The 17,413-nt window shown below is 71.5% G+C and carries 11 protein-coding genes, 1 tRNA gene and 1 pseudogene; 5 read left to right on the top strand and 8 right to left on the bottom strand.

The features are described 5' to 3' along the window. Positions 1-80 precede the first annotated feature (80 nt). From ACQEV8_RS36735 to ACQEV8_RS36720, 4 genes are all read right to left on the bottom strand, one after another. A complete protein-coding gene (locus ACQEV8_RS36735; RefSeq protein WP_432969402.1) occupies positions 81-947 on the bottom strand; it encodes a GNAT family N-acetyltransferase in 867 nt (288 codons plus the stop codon). A gap of 44 nt (positions 948-991) precedes the next feature. After that, positions 992-2,077: a maleylacetate reductase gene (locus tag ACQEV8_RS36730; protein ID WP_432969399.1), complete on the bottom strand. Its 1,086-nt coding sequence runs from the start codon at positions 2,075-2,077 to the stop codon at positions 992-994. Next, complete coding sequence (locus ACQEV8_RS36725; RefSeq protein WP_432969396.1) at positions 2,074-2,943, bottom strand: intradiol ring-cleavage dioxygenase; 870 nt, start codon at positions 2,941-2,943, stop codon at positions 2,074-2,076. The genes ACQEV8_RS36730 and ACQEV8_RS36725 overlap by 4 nt, the downstream gene beginning before the upstream one ends. Before the next feature lie 85 nt (positions 2,944-3,028). After that, positions 3,029-4,813 (bottom strand): FAD-dependent oxidoreductase, encoded by a 1,785-nt coding sequence (locus ACQEV8_RS36720; RefSeq protein ID WP_432969393.1) that lies wholly within the window; start codon positions 4,811-4,813, stop codon positions 3,029-3,031. Positions 4,814-4,934: 121 nt separating this feature from the next. On the opposite strand from ACQEV8_RS36720, the gene ACQEV8_RS36715 reads away from it, so the two are divergent. Continuing rightward, complete coding sequence (locus ACQEV8_RS36715) at positions 4,935-6,737, top strand: sigma-54-dependent Fis family transcriptional regulator (protein ID WP_432969390.1); 1,803 nt, start codon at positions 4,935-4,937, stop codon at positions 6,735-6,737. A 52-nt stretch (positions 6,738-6,789) separates the two neighbouring features. Here the strand turns inward: ACQEV8_RS36715 and ACQEV8_RS36710 are convergent. Next, positions 6,790-6,874 (bottom strand) — tRNA-Leu (locus ACQEV8_RS36710). 142 nt (positions 6,875-7,016) lie between these two features. Between ACQEV8_RS36710 and ACQEV8_RS36705 the strand changes: the two genes are divergently transcribed. Beyond that, complete coding sequence (locus ACQEV8_RS36705) at positions 7,017-8,357, top strand: DUF2254 domain-containing protein (protein ID WP_432969387.1); 1,341 nt, start codon at positions 7,017-7,019, stop codon at positions 8,355-8,357. A 148-nt stretch (positions 8,358-8,505) separates the two neighbouring features. Here ACQEV8_RS36705 and ACQEV8_RS36700 read toward each other — a convergent pair whose 3' ends face one another. The 3 genes from ACQEV8_RS36700 to sucC are packed head-to-tail and all read right to left on the bottom strand — an operon-like array spanning position 8,506 to position 12,123. Then, positions 8,506-10,047 (bottom strand): aldehyde dehydrogenase family protein, encoded by a 1,542-nt coding sequence (locus tag ACQEV8_RS36700; RefSeq protein ID WP_432969384.1) that lies wholly within the window; start codon positions 10,045-10,047, stop codon positions 8,506-8,508. 43 nt (positions 10,048-10,090) lie between these two features. Beyond that, positions 10,091-10,981 carry a succinate--CoA ligase subunit alpha gene (gene sucD / locus ACQEV8_RS36695; protein ID WP_432969381.1) on the bottom strand — a complete coding sequence of 297 codons (891 nt, stop codon included), beginning with the start codon at positions 10,979-10,981 and terminating at the stop codon, positions 10,091-10,093. 11 nt (positions 10,982-10,992) lie between these two features. Beyond that, a complete protein-coding gene (sucC, locus tag ACQEV8_RS36690; RefSeq protein WP_432969378.1) occupies positions 10,993-12,123 on the bottom strand; it encodes an ADP-forming succinate--CoA ligase subunit beta in 1,131 nt (376 codons plus the stop codon). 178 nt (positions 12,124-12,301) lie between these two features. Here sucC and ACQEV8_RS36685 point away from each other — a divergent pair. The 3 genes and pseudogenes from ACQEV8_RS36685 (at position 12,302) to ACQEV8_RS36675 (ending at position 17,383) form a co-directional block, all read left to right on the top strand. Then, positions 12,302-13,983 (top strand): annotated as a pseudogene (locus ACQEV8_RS36685) (thiamine pyrophosphate-binding protein). 9 nt (positions 13,984-13,992) lie between these two features. Next, complete coding sequence (gene frc / locus ACQEV8_RS36680; protein ID WP_432969375.1) at positions 13,993-15,234, top strand: formyl-CoA transferase; 1,242 nt, start codon at positions 13,993-13,995, stop codon at positions 15,232-15,234. A 4-nt stretch (positions 15,235-15,238) separates the two neighbouring features. Next, on the top strand, positions 15,239-17,383 hold the full coding sequence (locus tag ACQEV8_RS36675) for an acetate--CoA ligase family protein (RefSeq protein WP_432969372.1): 2,145 nt from the start codon (positions 15,239-15,241) through the stop codon (positions 17,381-17,383). The last annotated feature ends 30 nt before the right edge of the window (positions 17,384-17,413 follow it).

The following is a 17,413-nucleotide window of genomic DNA, read 5'->3' as shown; positions in this document are numbered from 1 at the left end:
CCTCCGTATGGATCTGTGGGGACAAGATCCAGGACGTCGCGGCGGGCACGTGGGGTTCCCGGGGGCCTTCCCGGACAGGCCTATGCGGGCCGGCATCGGTCCCGGGCCTCGGGGCGCTGGCGGAAGCCGGCCGCCTTGTACGTGGCCACGGCGCCCGCATTGGAGCTCGGGGTGCAGACGAGCGCGCTCGAAGAGCCCAGTTCCTGGAGCGCGGCCGCCGCGGCGACGGTGATCGCCTTGCCGTAGCCCTGACCGCGATGTTCCCGATGCACGCCCATCGGTTCGAGCAACCCGGGCCTGCCCGGCCCGGCCGACCACACCGTCACCGCCGCCACCGCGTCGCCCCGGTCGTCGTAGGCGACGAGACACCGGGCGTCGGCGTACGGCGCCCCGGCCGCCATCGCGTGCCAGTGCTCGTCCGTGAATTTCGACCCGTCGAACGACGCCCGCTGCACGGCGGACCGCACCCGCGCCCGCTCCGGCCCGACCACCTCGATGCGCACACCCGGGTCCTGCACCGGCTCCGCGAGGTCGCGGCGCAGTGGGGTCCACGGTTCGTCGGTGTTCCAGCCCTCCTCGGACAGCAGGTCCTGGGTCAACGCACCCGTCGGCGCCTCGACGTTCACCTTTCCCTCGGGCAGCACGCCGCGTTCCGGATCGGTCACGTCCGCGACCAGTTGCCGTGCCAGCTCCTCGTCCCGATGGGCGGCGGGCTCCATCGTCAGCCGTAGCAACCCGGGGCCGTCCAGCAGCCCGACGGCGAGGATCCGTCCATCCCGGCTCCAGGTCCGGACCGCCGCGGCGGTCGCTTCGGTGCCGGACCGCCAGAACCAGCCCAGGTCGCCCGGATGCAGCTGCGTCGGCGCCCCCTCGTACTGCCACTCCCGCAGCACGCCCACGGCCTCGTCCAGCCCGTCGGTTCCCGGCTCGCCCAAGACAGTCGCCATGCCCCGATGACACACCACAGAGCCGACAGGCCGCACCCGGTTTTCTACCGGCTCCGGACGGGCTCCGGCGTTCCTCCCTCGTACGCCGCCCGCAGCACGGCCAGGGCCCCCTCCGCCGTCACCGGGCGCGGGTTGGCGTACGGCTCGCCCGCCACCCGTGCCGCCGCCGGTGCCAGGTCGGCTTCCGTGAGGCCGAGTTCGGCGAGGGAGCGGGGCGCGCCGAGGCGTCCGGCCAGCTCCCACAGGGCGCGCGGCACGTCGTCGGTGCCCAGGGCCCGCCCCAGTACGTCCAACGCCTGCGGGGCGGCGGGGGCGTTGTGGGCCAGGGCGTACGGCAGCACCACGGTGTGCGTCTCGGCGTGCGGCAGCCCGAAGGTGCCGCCCAGCACGTGGCACATCTTGTGGTGCAGCCCCATCGTGGTCGCGCCGAGGCACCCGCCGCACAGCCACGCCGCGTAGAGCGCCCGGCTGCGCGCGTCCAGGTCCCGCGGGTCGGCGGCCAGCCGCGGCAGCGCCCCGGCCATCGCCCGTACGCCCTCCTCGGCCATGACCGAGACCAACGGCGAGGCGTCCGGGGCGTACAGCGCCTCGACGGCGTGCGCGAGCGCGTTGACGCCGCTGGTGACGGTCAGGTGCACCGGCAGGGAGAGAGTGAGCCGGGGGTCGTAGACGACGCTGCGGGGCTGGACGACCGGGTCGCGGCCGGTACGTTTGGCGCCCTGCTCGGTCAGGCCCCAGACCGGCGTCATCTCGGAGCCCGAATAGGTCGACGGTACGGCGATCAGCGGCAGCCCCGTGCGCAGGGCGATGGCCTTGCCGAGCCCGATCGCGGAGCCGCCGCCGACCGCGACGCACCCGTCCGCCCCGGCCGCGCGCACCGCCGCGACGGCCCGGTCGGCGTCCTCGGCGGGTACGTGCATCCGGGCCTCGGCGTGCACTCCCGCGCAGGTGTCGCCTAGCGCGTCCGCCACCGCCCGGGCGACCGGCTCGCCCCTGCTGCCGCACACCACGAGCAACCGCCGCAGGCCCAGGCGTGCGGCCTCGTCCGGGGTCGCGGTGACGGCCGCACCGGGCCGGAAGACGACCCGCACGGGCCGGGTCTCGTACGAGAACTCGCTCCGGAACGTCATGCGGCACGCTCCAGGACGAGGTCGAAGCGGGCGAGCCGGAAGGGGTTCGCCACACCGAAGTCCGCTGCCAGGGCGGGGTCGTCGGTCTCCGCGAAGTCCTTGACCAGGCTCTGCTTCACGGCGAACACCGCGTCGGTGTCCAGGTACTCCCCGCCCGCCACGAAGATGTGGGTGGTGACGGGCGTGTGCCCCTCGGCCGTGGCGATGAAGTGGATGTGCGCGGGACGGTAGGGGTGCCGACCGGTCGCGTGCAGCAGACCGCCGACCGGACCGTCGGTGGGGATGGGGTACGCGGCCGGAACGCAGGTGCGGAACCAGAAGCGGCCCTGGGCGTCGGCGGTGAACAGCCCGCGTCCGTTGCCCGCGGGCTGGACGCCGGGCTGCTGGACGTCGTAGAAGCCCTTGTCGTCGGCCTGCCAGACGTCGATGACGGCGCCGGGCAGCGGTGTGCCGTCCCGCGCCAGCACCCGGCCGCTGACCACGCACGTCTCGCCGCCGCCCACCAGGTCGATGTCGTCGCCGAGTTCACGGACCGGTGACTCGGTCATGTGGAAGGGACCCAGCACGGTCGACTCGGTGGCCCCGGGCGCGCGGTCGCCGTGGACGGTCTCCACGAGCATGGACAGGCCGAGCACGTCCGACAGCAGGATGAACTCCTGCCGGGTGCCGGTGCAGGCCTGCCCGGTCGCGGTCAGGAAGGCGATCGCCCGCTCCCACTCCTCCTGCGTGAGCCGGGTCTCCCGCGCGAAGTCGTGCAGATGACGGACGAGTCCGGTGAGCAGCTCGCGCAGCCGCGGGTCGGCGGTCGCGCGGAGACTGGCGAGGGCCTGCTCGGTGACGCCGGTCCCCGTCGCGTCGGTGGTCATGTCGGCTCCCTTTCGTCGACGTCCGCTTCCTCCGTGAGGCGTTTGCTTCTTCCCTGAGGCGTCCGCTTCCTCCATGATCGCGCGTTCAGGCGTGACCGAGGATCCGCCGCAGCGTGTCCGCGAGCAGTTCTCCGGCGTCCGGAGCAGCGGACGCGTGCCGGAAGGCGACGAAGCCGTCGGGGCGTACGAGGAGGGCGCCGGTGTCCGTGATCTCGCGCAGCCGCGCCCAGTCGCCGTACGGGTCCTCGTACTGCTGCCCGGGGCCGATGACCACGGTGGCGATCTCGATGTCCTGGGCCTCGGCCGCGCGCACCCAGTCCTCTCCCCCGATGCCGGTCAGCAGTGTGAAGCGGCCCCGGCCCACCGTGTCGAGGGTGGACAGCGTGCGGGTGCCGGAGGTGATCCAGGCGTGCGGGAGCCGGGCGCCGGGGCGGGAGGACGGCTGGTGGTGCAGCTCGGGGTCGCGGGCGAAGCCGGGGTCGGGCGTGCCGTCCGGGACGATCGCGGCGGAGCTCTCGGCGGGATAGCGCTGGTTGAGGTCGACGCCGTGCGCGTTGAACTCGTACACCTTGAAGGCGATCGCCTCGCGCAGCGCGGCACGCTGCTTCTCCGCCGCCTCGGTGGCGTCCTTGCGGGCGGCGATGTTGGCCCACAGCTGCTCGGGGGTCTGGGGGGAGAGTCCGTCGAGAGCCTCGAAGACCGGGGCGGTCTCGCGGATGGACTGGTTGGCGCGGGTGACGATCTGCCGGCCGATGGGCGCGCGTTCGGCGGTATAGCTGTCGAGCAGCCTGGGGTGGGCGGTGCCGTCGAGGACGAGCTTGAGCTTCCAGGCCAGGTTGTAGGCGTCCTGAATGGAGGTGTTGGAGCCGAGGCCGTTGGACGGCGGATGACGGTGCACGGCGTCGCCCGCGCAGAAGACGCGGCCGTTGGCGTACCTCTCCGCGTACATCTCGTTGACCGTCCACGCGGAGGACGACTTGACGGTCACGGGGATGTCGTCGTCGCCGACGAGCTTGCGGACGACGGATTCCGCGTACGCGGTGGTCAGATCGGGGGCGCCCGCGGTGACGTCGTAACCCCACACGATCAGCCACTCGTTCCAGGGCCGGACACAGCGCACCAGGCCCGCTCCGATGCCGCCGACCGTCGCGCCGGGCGCGAGGACCCAGTAGAGGGTGGACGGCCGGTGGGCGGTGTACTTCGTCAGGTCCGCCTCGAAGACGATGTTGACGCTGCCGGCCACGCCCATCTGCCCGCCCATCGGCAGCCCGGCGTCCGCGGCGACCTTCGACCGGCCGCCGTCGGCGCCGATCAGGTACTTGGCGCGGATCTCGTACGTGTCCCCGCGCAGCCGGTCGCGGACGGTGGCCGTGACGCCGTCCGCGTCCTGAGTGTGGGACAGGTACTCGGTCTCGAAGCGCAGCCGGGTGCCACGGGCGACGGCCGCGTCCACGAGCACCGGCTCCATGAGGTGCTGCGGCATGTCGCACATGCGGGTGGGGCTGGCGAGTTCGTGTTCCGCCTGGACGAGCGGGTCGTTGCCCCAGGAGCGCACCCGGCCCAGTTCCTCGCCCGCCAGGCTGGTGCAGAAGGTCGTGTTGCCCATCAGGTGCTGAGGGGTCGCCCGCGCGACGATCTCCTGCTCCACGCCGAGGTCGCGCAGCACCTCCATGGTGCGCTGGTTGGTGATGTGCGCGCGGGGTCTGTCCGCGAGGCTCGCGTAGCGGGTCACCACGAGGTTGGGCACGCCGTAGGTGCTCAGGGCGAGCGCGGCCGAGGCACCGGCCGGGCCGCTGCCCACGATCAGGACGTCGGTCTCGACGACGGTGGACACGGGGCGCTCCTGCGGGGGGAATCGGACTTCGGCCATGCATGATCATGGAGGGGTTCGGCGGAAGGCAGGTGTCTCATTACGAGACATCGTGTGGGCCGGACGTTCCGGACACGGCAGTTGTTGTCCGTTCAACGGAACCCGATACGGTGGACATGTCGTGACCACCACAGAGCACACCTCCGCCGCCACCGCCCTCCCCTCGCTGTACGACGCCCGTGAACGCTTCCTGACGGGGCGCCCGTTGCCCGACGGCGTGCCGGAGGAGGTCGCGGCGGCGTGGCGTCGGGCGCGCTTCTTCGGGGTGCCGCACGACTTGGAGGAACCGGCGGTTCGCCCGCCGCGGCCGGTGGAGTCGGCGCTGCTCGGGGCGGCCCGACCGGTGCTCGACCGGATCGTCCCGGCCCTGGGCGCCGACCGGTCTCTCCTCGTGCTGACCGACGAGCGGTTGCGTGTGCTGTGGACGGCGGGGAACGCATCCGGGCTCGATTCCTGCCCCGCACTGTCGGACCCCGTGCTGTCGGAGCCGGAAGTCGGCAACAACAGCGCGGCTCTCGCGCTGCGCACCCGGCGCCGGGCCGAGATGCACGGGCCTGAGCACTTCCTCGACCGGTGGCAGGACGTGTCCGCGGTGTCCGTCCCGGTGCTCGACCCGAAGGGTGCCCAGGTGCTCGGCACGGTGACCGTGGCGGCACGCCTGTCCGCCACGCGTTCGCCCCATCCGCAGGCGGCACTCGCCGAGGCCGCCGCGGTCGCGGTCGAGACGGAACTGCGCACGCGGGCGGGCCGGGCCGAGCGGGTGCTGCTGGACGCGTATCTACGGGCGGCAGCCGGCACGGTGTGCGGGGCGGACCCGGCCGTGGTCGCCCTGGACGGCCGCAACCGGCTGGTCAGCGACGCCGCGCAGCGGCTGCTGACACCCGGGGTGCTCGAGGCACTGGACCGTGCGGCGGTGAGCGCGCGGCGTGGGGACGCCGTGGACGCGGCGGCCGTGACCGAGGGCACCGGATGCGCCGCCCGGATCACGCCCGTACGTCTGGACGACGGTACGGTCCTCGGGATCGTCGCCGCCCTGGAACGGCTCGGCGATTCCCCGCCGTCGGCGCCGGCCTCACCCCGCTCTCCCGTCGCTCTCACCGGTTCCTCGGTCCCCTGGCGGCACGCGGTCGCGCGTGCGGTCGAACTGGCGCGTTCCCCGGAGCCGCTGCTGCTGACCGGCGAGCGCGGAACCGGCAAGTCCGCGCTGGCCCGGGAACTGCTGGGCCTGCCCGGCCCGCCTGGCCCGCTCGGCCCGTCTGGCCCGCTCGGCTTGCTCGGCGAAGGCGCCGTCCGAGCCGCCGACGCGGCGCGGGACCCCGGGCTCGACGAGGCCCTGGTCGCGTGGCCGGCCGGCCGTCCTCTCCTGCTGCTCCACGCCGAGCGCCTCGCACAGCCGGGCGTGGCGGCGCTCAACTCCCTGCTCGACACGCGCCCTGACACCCGCGTACTGGTCACCTACACGCCTGGCGCCCAGGCCGGACCCTGCCTGCAACGTCTGCTGGACAAGCTGTCCGCCCGCTCGGTGACTCTGCCCCCGCTGCGGGAACGGCCCGAGGACATCCGGGAACTACTGTCGGTCCTGGCGCCCCGGCCGGTGCCCGGGCAGCCCCCGCTGACCTGGACCCTGGACGCCCTGCGCGCACTCGAGCTGTACTCCTGGCCCGGCAACGTCACCGAGCTTGCCCATGTCGTCCGCGCTCTCGCGGAGCAGCGGCGGATGTCCGGGCCGGTCCGCCGGGCCGAACTCCCGGACCCGGTGCGCGAAGGACCGGCCGCGCGGCCCCTCAGCCCGATGGAACACGCCGAGCGCGCCGCGATCCTGGAGGCGCTGCGCCGCCACGGCGGCAACAAGGCGCGAGCGGCGGCCGCGCTGGGCATCGGCCGGGCGACGCTGTACCGCAAGCTGCGCGGGTACCGGGAGTGAGCAAACAGCTCGGGCGGGTCGGGAAATTTCCCGACCCGCCCGAGCTGGTCTGTGTCCGAGGGGGGACTTGAACCCCCACGCCCGATAAAGGGCACTAGCACCTCAAGCTAGCGCGTCTGCCATTCCGCCACCCGGACCAGGTGTCCGTCGCCTTGCCAGGGGTGTTCCCGGCGGCGACATGGACAACAATACCAAGGTTTCGGAGTGCCTTTCACCTGCGTTTCCGTCCGCTGGGCGGGGGTCCGGGACCTCGCGGCCCGATACCCCTAGGGTCGCACCATGAGTGACTGGATGGTTACGCAGAGCCCCGCTCCGGGTCGCCGCCCGCGTGCGCTCTCGCCGCTCAGGGAGCATCTGCGGGACACGTTCTGGTTCGCTCCCACCCTGGCCATGGTGAGCGTCTTCGTGGTCTGGGCGGGGGCTCAGGTGCTCGACACGGTCATCGTCGACGCGCTCCAGGAGGACGGCGACTACGAGACGCTGGACGAGCTGCTGCGGTTCGCGGAGGACGCGAAGGCCGTCGTGACCGCGGTCGGCTCGGCGATGATGACCTTCATCGGTGTGGTCTTCAGCATCTCGCTGGTGGCCGTGCAGATGGCGAGCGGGCAGTTCACCCCGCGTGTGGTGCGGCTCTTCGTGCGCAGCCGGATCACCAAGGCGACCTTCGCGGTGTTCCTGGCGACCTTCGTGCTGACCCTGCTGGTCCTGACCTCCTTCGACACCGCCGACGACCCCCGTGTCGTGACGTCGGTACCGCTGGTGCAGTCGGTCCTCACGCTCTGCATGGTCGCGCTGAGCCTGTTCCTCTTCGTGCTCTACGTGAACACCACCCTGCGGCTGATGCGGATCAGCCATGTCATCGCGCGGATCGCCACGGAGTCCTTCCGGGTGGCCGCCTCGATGCCCGTGCCGACGGGCGGTCACGAGGGGCACGACCCCGCCCTCCTCGGTCCCGCGACCGCGTGGGTTCCGCACGAAGGCCGGGCGGGTGTGCTGCGGGACGTGCACATCGCTCGGTTGGTGCGAGTGGCGCGCAAGCACGGGGTCGTGCTGCGGCTGATCCCGCGGATCGGTGACTTCGTGGTGCCCGGTACACCCGTGCTGGCCGTCCACGGCGGTCCGGCCCCGCCGCGCGGGGCGCTGCGCTACACGGCCTCGGTCGGGGTGGAGCGGACCTACCACCAGGATCTCGGCTTCGGACTGCGCCAGTTGTCCGACATCGCGTTGCGCGCCCTGTCGCCCGCGATCAACGATCCGACCACCGCCGTACAGGCAATGGACCGCATCATCCAGTTCCTGGCGTCGCTGAGCCGGCGCCCGCTGGACGCCGCCCTGCACCGGGACCGGGCCGGTGCGGTGCGGCTGGTGCAGCCCGTGCCGGGGTGGACCGAGCTGGTGGATCTGGGGTTCACCGAGGCACGGGGGTGCGCCATCGGGAGCCCGCAGGTCTCCCGGCGCATGCTGGCAGGACTGGACGACCTGCTCCTGCTCGTGCCGGCGGAACGGCGTGAGCCGCTGCTGCGTCATCGAGAGCTGCTCCGCCAAGCGGTCGACCAGGCCGAAGCGTCCCCCGCGGACCGCGCGTTCGCCTTGCGCCCGGACCGGCAGGGCATCGGCTGAAGTCACCGACTGCCGCCCTCGGCCGATCGGCCGAGGGCCTCGGCTCAGGGACCCGCTGAGCCGAGGCCGCGGCCATGTCCGACGCCGGCGCCCACGGGTCAGACCGCACGGCGAGCCGGCGTCGGGCATCGGGCACAGCGGCTCCTTCTCACGGCAGCAGCTGGTACTCCGGGAAGTTGCCCGGCAGCCGCTCGCCCGCCGGTCCCCGCGTCACCGCGCGCACCAGGAGCTCGCCGCCGACGAACGCGCCGCGCCAGGACGCGCCGAGCCCGCCGAAGAGCTCGTCGCGGTCGCCGCGGGAACGGGGCCGGCCGTGGCCGACCTTGAAGGCGCGGATGTGCGGGGCGAGCCGCTCGTAGGTCGCCCGGTCGTCGGTGGACAGCGTGGCCACGAGCGCGCCGTTCGAGGCGTTCATCGCGGCGAGCAGCTCCGCCTCCGTGTCGACCAGGACGATGGTGTCGACCGGGCCGAACGGCTCCGCGTGGTGCAGCGGAGAGGACGCGGGCGGGTTGAGGAGCGTGACCGGCTGGACGTAGGCCGAGGTGTCCTGGCCGGGCAGGAAGCGGGCGTCGGCCGGGCTGCCGCGGTGCAGTGGCACGGCGCCGCGCTCGATCGCCTCGGCGACCTGGTCCTGTAGCTCCTTGGCCTTGGCGGCGTTGATCACCGGTCCGAAGTCCAGCTCGGAGTACGGGTCGTCTGGCTTCTCGACGGCGAGCGGGTGGCCGACCCTGACGTCGCGCACCGCCGGGAGGTACGCCGCCAGGAACGCGTCGAACAGGTGCCGCTGGACGACGAAGCGCGGGTACGCCGTGCAGCGCTGCTTGCCGTAGTCGAAGAGCTTGGGGACCAGCGTGGTGAGCGCGTCCCAGTCGGAGTAGTTCCAGATGCCCCAGGTGTTGAGTCCTTCCTGTTCGAGTACGTGTCGTTTGCCGAGGTCGGCGACGGCCGTGGCCACCGCGGCGCCGGTGTCGCGGCCGCCGACGAAGGAGACGCAGCCGATCTCGGGCGCCCGCACCAGCGCCTGGGACAGCTCGCCTCCGCTGCCGCTGACGAGGGTCACGGGGATCCCCTCGCGCGCGGCGAGGGCACTGGCCAGGGTCAGGCAGGCGACACCGCCGTCGGTCGGGGTCTTGGCGATGACCGCGTTGCCTGCCAATGCCTGTACCAGTAATGCGTGAACGAGCACGCTCATCGGGTAGTTCCAGCTGGCGATGTTGGAAACCGGGCCGTCCAGCGGGGCCCGGCCGGCGACCATCGGTTCGATGCCGTCGACGTACCAGCGGACCCCGTCGATGGCCCGGTCGACGTCCGCCTGGGCGAGCCGCCAGGGCTTGCCGATCTCCCAGACGAGCAGGAGCGCGAGCAGCCGGCGGTGTTCGGCGAGGGCGTCGAGCGTGGCGGCGACGCGGGCCCTGCGCTCCGGCAGGGGGACGTGCCGCCAGGCGCGGTGCTGGTCGAGGGCGGCGCGCACGGCCTGGCGTGCGGTGGCCCCGTCCAGGCGCGGCGGACCGGCGATGGGGCTGCCGTCGACGGGGCTGACGGCGGGCAGGACCCTGCCGTCAGCCTGCCAGGCGGTATTCCAGAGGTTGAGGACCCGGTCGTCGCGGAAGGCCTCGGGCGCGACGGCGAGGCAACGCCGCCACGCGTCGGGCCAGGACGTGCCGGGTTTGAGGGTGAGGGTGGGTGCCATGGGGTTGCTCCGCTCTCGGTGCACAGTCGGGGGCGGGCTCATGTCAGCTGTGGGGGTGCTCTTCGAGACGCGCGAGGACGAGCTTCGCGGTCTCGGTCGGGGTGCTTCCCACCCTCACCCCGACCGCCTCCAGCGCGTCCTTCTTCGCCTGTGCGGTGCCGGACGTGCCGGACACGATCGCGCCCGCGTGGCCCATCGTCTTGCCCTCGGGTGCGGTGAACCCGGCGATGTAGCCGACGACCGGCTTGGTGACGTGCTCGCGGATGTACGCCGCCGCGCGTTCCTCCGCGTCGCCGCCGATCTCGCCGATGAGGACGATCAGTTCGGTGTCGGGGTCGTCCTGGAAGGCGGCGAGGCAGTCGATGTGCGTGGTGCCGACGACCGGATCGCCGCCGATGCCGACACACGTGGAGAACCCGATGTCGCGCAGTTCGTACATGAGCTGGTACGTCAGCGTGCCCGACTTGGAGACCAGGCCGATACGGCCCGGCTTGGTGATGTCGGCCGGGATGATGCCCGCGTTGGACTGGCCGGGGGTGATGAGGCCCGGGCAGTTGGGCCCGACGACGCGGGTGCCCATCTCCTTGGCGTACGCGGTGAAGGCGACGGAGTCGTGGACGGGGATGCCCTCGGTGATGACGACCGCGAGGCCGATGCCCGCGTCGGCGGCTTCGACGACGGCCGCCTCGGCGAAGGCGGGCGGTACGAAGACGACGGTGACGTCCGCTCCGGTCGCGCGCATGCCGTCGGCGACCGAACCGAAGACCGGCACGGCACGGTCGTCGAAGTCCACGGTGCGGCCCGCCTTGCGCGGGTTGACGCCGCCGACGACGTCGGTGCCGGCCGCGAGCATGCGCCGGGTGTGCTTCATGCCCTCGCCGCCGGTCATGCCCTGGACGAGGACCTTGCTCTCCTTGGTGAGGTAGATGGCCATGGCGTTCCTCCTCAGGCCGCGGTGGCGAGTTCGGCGGCACGGCGGGCGGCGCCGTCCATGGTGGTGACCTGCTGGACCAGCGGATGCGCGTGCTCGTCGAGGACGGCCCGGCCTCGGGCCGCGTTGTTGCCGTCGAGGCGCACGACGAGCGGTTTGGTGAGGCGGACGGTGTCCAGGGCCCGGACGATGCCGTCGGCGACCGCGTCGCAGGCGGTGATCCCGCCGAAGACATTGACGAAGACGGACCTCACGTCCGGGTCGGAGAGGATCAGTGACAGTCCGTCCGCCATGACCTGGGCGCTCGCTCCGCCGCCGATGTCGAGGAAGTTGGCGGGGCGCGCTCCGCAGCCCGCGACCACGTCCAGGGTCGACATGACGAGTCCGGCGCCGTTGCCGATGATGCCGACCTCGCCGTCGAGCTTGACGTAGTTGAGGCCCTTGGCGGCAGCGGCGGACTCGAGGTCGTCGTCGTGCGCCCTTTCGTCGGCACCCCATCGCGCCTGTCGGAAACGGGCGTTGTCGTCGAGGGTGACCTTGCCGTCGAGGGCGAGGATCTGTCCCTGCCGGGTGCGGACGAGCGGATTCACCTCGACGAGGAGGGCGTCCTCGCGGACCAGGACGTCCCAGAGACGTACGAGGACGTCGACGGTCTGCGGCGGCAGTCCGGCCGCCTGGGCGATCTCGCCCGCCTTCGCGGTGGTGACGCCCTCGGCGGGGTCGACGGGGATACGCGCCACGGCCTCCGGACGAGCGGCCGCCACCTCCTCTATCTCCATGCCGCCTTCCGCCGAGGCGATCGCGAGAAAACGGCCGGCCTCGCGGTCGAGTACGTAGGACACGTAGAACTCGGTCTCGATGTCGACGGGTTGGGCCAGCATCACCTTGCCGACTGTGTGTCCCTTGATGTCCATGCCGAGGATCTGACGGGCGGTGAGCTCGGCGGCGGCCGGGTCGGCAGCGGTCTTCACACCGCCCGCCTTGCCGCGCCCTCCGGTCTTCACCTGGGCCTTGACCACGACCCGTCCGCCGAGGCGGCGGGCGATCTCGCGGGCCTCCCTGGCCGAGTCCGTCACCTCGGCCCGCGGCACCAAGATGCCGTGTTCTTCGAAGAGTTCTCTTGCCTGGTGTTCGTACAGGTCCATTCCGGCTCCTGACTGCCGAGTCGGTCTGGGGAGCGACCCCCAGACCCTCGAGAAATGCCGCACGCCCCCTGGACACCACCCACCGGATGCGGGATAACAAGCTTCATACAGTATTCGTCGACTGTATGCAATGTACTGCGAGCCGTTCCAACCCCCTACGAAGGGACAGGACTTCGCCATGCCCGACGACACCCAGGACTTGATTTCCGGTGGTCATCTCGTAGCCAAGGCGCTGAAGGCCGAGGGGGTCGACCGCATCTACACGCTCTGCGGCGGCCACATCATCGACATCTACGACGGCTGCGTCGACGAGGGCATCGAAGTCGTCGACGTACGCCACGAACAGGTCGCCGCCCACGCCGCCGACGGCTACGCGCGCATCACCGGCAAACCGGGCTGCGCCGTGGTCACCGCCGGACCGGGCACGACCGACGCCGTCACCGGTGTCGCCAACGCCTTCCGCGCGGAGTCCCCGATGCTGCTGATCGGCGGCCAGGGGGCCCTCACCCAGCACAAGATGGGGTCGCTTCAGGACCTGCCGCACGTCGACATGATGAACCCCATCACCAAGTTCGCGGCGACCGTGCCCGACACGGCGCGCGCGGCGGACCTGGTCTCCATGGCCTTCCGCGAGTGCTTCCACGGCGCGCCCGGCCCCTCCTTCCTGGAGATCCCGCGCGATGTGCTGGACGCCAAGGTGCCCGCGGCCAAGGCACGCGTCCCCCAGTCCGGCGCCTACCGTGCCTCGACCCGCTCGGCCGGCGACCCCGAGGCGATCGAGAAACTCGCCGACCTGCTGGTGCACGCCGAGAAGCCGGCCATCCTGCTCGGCAGCCAGGTGTGGACGACCCGGGGCACCGAGCCGGCCATCGAGCTGGTGCGCACCCTGAACGTCCCGGCGTACATGAACGGCGCCGGCCGTGGCACCCTCCCGCCCGGCGACCCGCACCACTTCCAGCTGTCGCGCCGGTACGCCTTCTCCAACGCCGACGTCATCGTCATCGTCGGCACGCCCTTCGACTTCCGCATGGGCTACGGCAAGCGGCTGTCGCCGGAGGCGACCGTCGTGCAGATCGACCTCGACTACCGCACGGTCGGCAAGAACCGCGACGTCGACCTCGGCATCGTGGGCGACGCCGGGCTGGTGCTGAAGGCGGTGGCCGAGGCGGCCTCCGGACGCGTCAACGGTGGTGCGTCGAGGCGCAAGGAGTGGCTGGACGAGCTGCGGGCGGCCGAACAGACAGCTCTGGAGAAGCGGCTGCCGAGCCTGAGGTCGGACGCCTCGCCCATCCACCCGTACCGCCTGGTCAGCGAGATCAACGACTTCCTCACCGAGGACTCGATCTACATCGGCGACGGCGGCGACATCGTCACCTTCTCCGGTCAGGTCGTGCAGCCCAAGTCCCCCGGGCACTGGATGGACCCGGGACCGCTGGGCACGCTCGGTGTCGGGGTGCCGTTCGTGCTCGCGGCCAAGCAGGCGCGGCCCGACAAGGAGGTCGTCGCGCTCTTCGGCGACGGCGCGTTCTCCCTCACCGGCTGGGACTTCGAGACGCTCGTCCGCTACGACCTCCCCTTCGTCGGCATAGTCGGCAACAACTCCTCCATGAACCAGATCCGCTACGGCCAGGCCGCCAAGTACGGCAAGGACCGCGAGCGGGTCGGCAACACCCTCGGCGACGTCCACTACGACAAGTTCGCCCAGATGCTGGGCGGTTACGGCGAGGAGGTCCGCGACCCCGCCGACATCGGCCCGGCCCTGCGGCGCGCCCGCGAGTCCGGCAAGCCGTCCCTGATCAACGTCTGGGTCGACCCCGACGCGTACGCCCCGGAACCATGAACCAGACCATGTACAAGTGAGGTGCCCCGATGACTGCTCCGTCCACCAAGGCCCTCGAAGGCATCCGCGTCCTGGACATGACCCACGTCCAGTCCGGGCCCTCCGCGACCCAGCTGCTCGCCTGGCTCGGCGCGGATGTCGTCAAGCTGGAGGCGCCGACCGGAGACATCACGCGCAAGCAGCTGCGTGACCTTCCGGACGTCGACTCCCTGTACTTCACGATGCTCAACTGCAACAAGCGGAGCATCACCCTCAACACCAAGACCGAGCGCGGCAAGGAGATCCTCACCGAGCTGATCCGGCGCTCCGACGTCATGGTCGAGAACTTCGGACCGGGCGCGGTCGACCGGATGGGGTTCACCTGGGACCGCATCCAGGAGATCAATCCACGGATCGTCTATGCCTCCATCAAGGGGTTCGGCGAGGGCCCGTACACCAACTTCAAGGCGTACGAGGTCGTCGCGCAGGCCATGGGCGGGTCGATGTCGACCACCGGTTTCGAGGACGGGCCGCCGCTGGCGACGGGAGCCCAGATCGGGGACTCGGGGACGGGTGTCCACGCCGTGGCGGGGATTCTCGCGGCGCTGTACCAGCGGGAGAACACCGGGCGCGGTCAGCGGGTCAACGTGGCCATGCAGCATGCCGTCCTCAACCTCTGCCGGGTGAAGCTGAGGGATCAGCAGCGGCTGGCCCATGGCCCGCTCCGTGAATATCCCAACGAGGACTTCGGCGACGAGGTTCCCAGGTCCGGAAACGCGTCCGGTGGCGGCCAGCCCGGCTGGGCGGTCAAGTGCGCGCCGGGCGGCCCGAACGACTACGTGTACGTCATCGTGCAGCCCGTCGGCTGGCAGCCGCTCAGCGAGCTCATCGGCCGGCCCGAACTGGCCGACGACCCCGAATGGGCTACGCCCGAAGCGCGGCTGCCCAAGCTCGGCAAGATGTTCCAGCTGATCGAGGAGTGGTCCTCGACGCTGCCCAAGTGGGAGGTGCTGGAGCGGCTCAACGCGCACAACATCCCGTGTGGGCCGATCCTGTCCACCCGGGAGATCATCGAGGACCGGTCGCTGGTCGCCAACGAGATGGTCGTCACCGTCCCGCACCCGCAGCGGGGCGAGTTCGTGACCGTCGGAAGCCCGCTCAAGCTGTCCGACTCCCCCGTCGAGGTGACCGGTTCACCGCTGCTCGGCGAGCACAACGAAGAGGTCTACGTCGGCGAACTCGGTCTCGGTGACGAGGAAGTGCGCCTGCTCAAGTCGAACGGAGTGATCTGACGTGATGGCAGAAGACCGCCTCCTGCGGGTGCGCGGCCTCCTCGACTCCGTGCGGGCCGAGGGACGGACCGCGCTGACCGCGCCCGAGGGCAAGGTGATCGCCGACGCGTACGGGATCGCCGTACCGGGCGAGGAACTGGCGACCGACGTCGAGGAGGCCGTGTCGTTCGCGGCGCGCTTCGGCGGGCCCGTCGTGATGAAGATCGTCTCGCCGGACATCCTGCACAAGACCGACGCCGGCGGGGTCGTCGTCGGCGTCGAGGGCGCCGCGGACGTACGGTCCGCGTTCCACACCATCGTCGACAACGCGCGCGCCTACGACGCGGACGCCCGCATCCACGGTGTGCAGGTGCAGGAGCTGCTGCCGAAGGGGCAGGAGGTCATCGTCGGGGCGGTCACGGACCCGACGTTCGGGAAGGTGGTCGCCTTCGGGCTCGGCGGGGTGCTCGTCGAGGTCCTGAAGGACGTCACCTTCCGGCTCGCCCCGGTGGACGCCGACGAGGCGCTGTCGATGCTGGACTCGATCCGCTCGGCGGAGATACTGCGCGGGGTGCGCGGCCAGGCGGGTGTGGACCGGTGGGCCGTGGCCGAGCAGATCCGCCGGGTGTCCGAACTCGTCGCGGACTTCCCGGAGATCGCCGAGGTGGACCTCAATCCGGTGATCGCGATGGCGGAGGGGGCCGTCGCCGCGGACATCCGGGTGATCCTCGCCGAGTCGCAGCCCCAGCCGCGCCGGCGGTACTCCAGGGACGAGATCCTCGCCTCCATGCGCCGGCTGATGCAGCCGAACTCGGTCGCCGTGATCGGCGCCTCCAACGAGCAGGGCAAGATCGGCAACTCCGTGATGCGCAACCTCGTCGACGGGGGCTTCGCCGGGGACATCCACCCGGTGAATCCCAAGGCCGATGACATCCTGGGCCGCAAGGCGTACAAGAGTGTCACGGACGTTCCCGGTGAGGTGGATGTGGCGGTCTTCGCGATCCCCGCCAAGTTCGTGGCCTCGGCCCTGGAGGAGGTGGGACGCAAGAAGATCCCGAATGCCGTGCTGATCCCCTCCGGCTTCGCGGAGACCGGCGAACACGAACTCCAGGCGGAGATCGTGGAGATCGCCGAGCGGCACGGAGTCCGGCTGCTGGGTCCGAACATCTACGGCTACTACTCCACCTGGCACGACCTGTGCGCCACGTTCTGCACGCCGTACGACGTCAAGGGCGGGGTCGCGCTGACCTCGCAGTCGGGCGGCATCGGGATGGCGATCCTGGGATTCGCCCGCACCACCAAGACGGGTGTGTCGGCGATCGTGGGGCTCGGCAACAAGTCGGACCTGGACGAGGACGACCTGCTGACCTGGTTCGGTGAGGACCCCAACACCCAGTGCATCGCGATGCATCTGGAGGACCTCAAGGACGGGCGGGCCTTCGTGGAGGCCGCGCGGGCGACGGTGCCGAAGAAGCCGGTGGTCGTGCTGAAGGCGGGGCGTACGGCGGCGGGCGCGAAGGCGGCCGGCTCGCACACGGGTGCCCTGGCGGGCGACGACGCCGTGTACGACGACATCCTGCGCCAGGCCGGGGTTATCCGGGCCCCTGGGCTGAACGAGATGCTGGAGTACGCGCGCGCGTTGCCGGTGCTTCCCGCGCCCAAGGGCGACAACGTCGTGATCATCACGGGAGCCGGCGGCAGCGGCGTGCTGCTCTCGGACGCGGTGACGGACAACGGCCTGTCGCTGATGGAGATCCCGCCCGATCTGGACGAGGCGTTCCGGAAGTTCATCCCGCCCTTCGGGGCCGCCGGCAACCCGGTGGACATCACCGGGGGCGAGCCGCCGTCGACGTACGAGGCGACGATCCGGCTGGGGATGGAGGATCCGCGCATCCACGCGCTCGTCCTCGGCTACTGGCACACCATCGTCACCCCTCCGATGGTCTTCGCGGAGCTCACCGCGCGCGTGGTGGCCGAGTTCCGGGAGCGCGGGATCGAGAAGCCCGTGGTGGCGTCGCTCGCGGGCGATGTGGAGGTCGAGGAGGCCTGCCAGTACCTCTTCGAACGCGGGGTCGTGGCGTACCCGTACACGACCGAGAAGCCGGTGGCCGTGCTCGGCGCCAAGTACCGCTGGGCGCGGGAGGCGGCTGTGCTGGGGGGCGGTACATGAGGTGAGGGAGCGGGGGCCGGCCGACGGTGC

The sequence above is a fragment of the Streptomyces sp. CA-179760 genome (genome assembly GCF_050937045.1).
Taxonomy (GTDB): Bacteria; Actinomycetota; Actinomycetes; order Streptomycetales; family Streptomycetaceae; genus Streptomyces.
Note: the sequence above shows the minus strand (reverse complement) of the source record. Positions and strands in the feature narration are given on the sequence as shown.

Bases quoted from the DNA above. Each gene is read 5' to 3' on its own strand.
- ACQEV8_RS36730 (WP_432969399.1), bottom strand. From the start codon at position 2,077: ATGACGTTCCGGAGCGAGTTCTCGTACGAGACCCGGCCCGTGCGGGTC.
- frc (WP_432969375.1), top strand. From the start codon at position 13,993: ATGACTGCTCCGTCCACCAAGGCCCTCGAAGGCATCCGCGTCCTGGAC.
- ACQEV8_RS36725 (WP_432969396.1), bottom strand. From the start codon at position 2,943: ATGACCACCGACGCGACGGGGACCGGCGTCACCGAGCAGGCCCTCGCC.
- sucC (WP_432969378.1), bottom strand. From the start codon at position 12,123: ATGGACCTGTACGAACACCAGGCAAGAGAACTCTTCGAAGAACACGGC.
- ACQEV8_RS36700 (WP_432969384.1), bottom strand. From the start codon at position 10,047: ATGGCACCCACCCTCACCCTCAAACCCGGCACGTCCTGGCCCGACGCG.
- ACQEV8_RS36735 (WP_432969402.1), bottom strand. From the start codon at position 947: ATGGCGACTGTCTTGGGCGAGCCGGGAACCGACGGGCTGGACGAGGCC.
- ACQEV8_RS36720 (WP_432969393.1), bottom strand. From the start codon at position 4,813: ATGGCCGAAGTCCGATTCCCCCCGCAGGAGCGCCCCGTGTCCACCGTC.
- ACQEV8_RS36705 (WP_432969387.1), top strand. From the start codon at position 7,017: ATGAGTGACTGGATGGTTACGCAGAGCCCCGCTCCGGGTCGCCGCCCG.
- ACQEV8_RS36675 (WP_432969372.1), top strand. From the start codon at position 15,239: ATGGCAGAAGACCGCCTCCTGCGGGTGCGCGGCCTCCTCGACTCCGTG.
- sucD (WP_432969381.1), bottom strand. From the start codon at position 10,981: ATGGCCATCTACCTCACCAAGGAGAGCAAGGTCCTCGTCCAGGGCATG.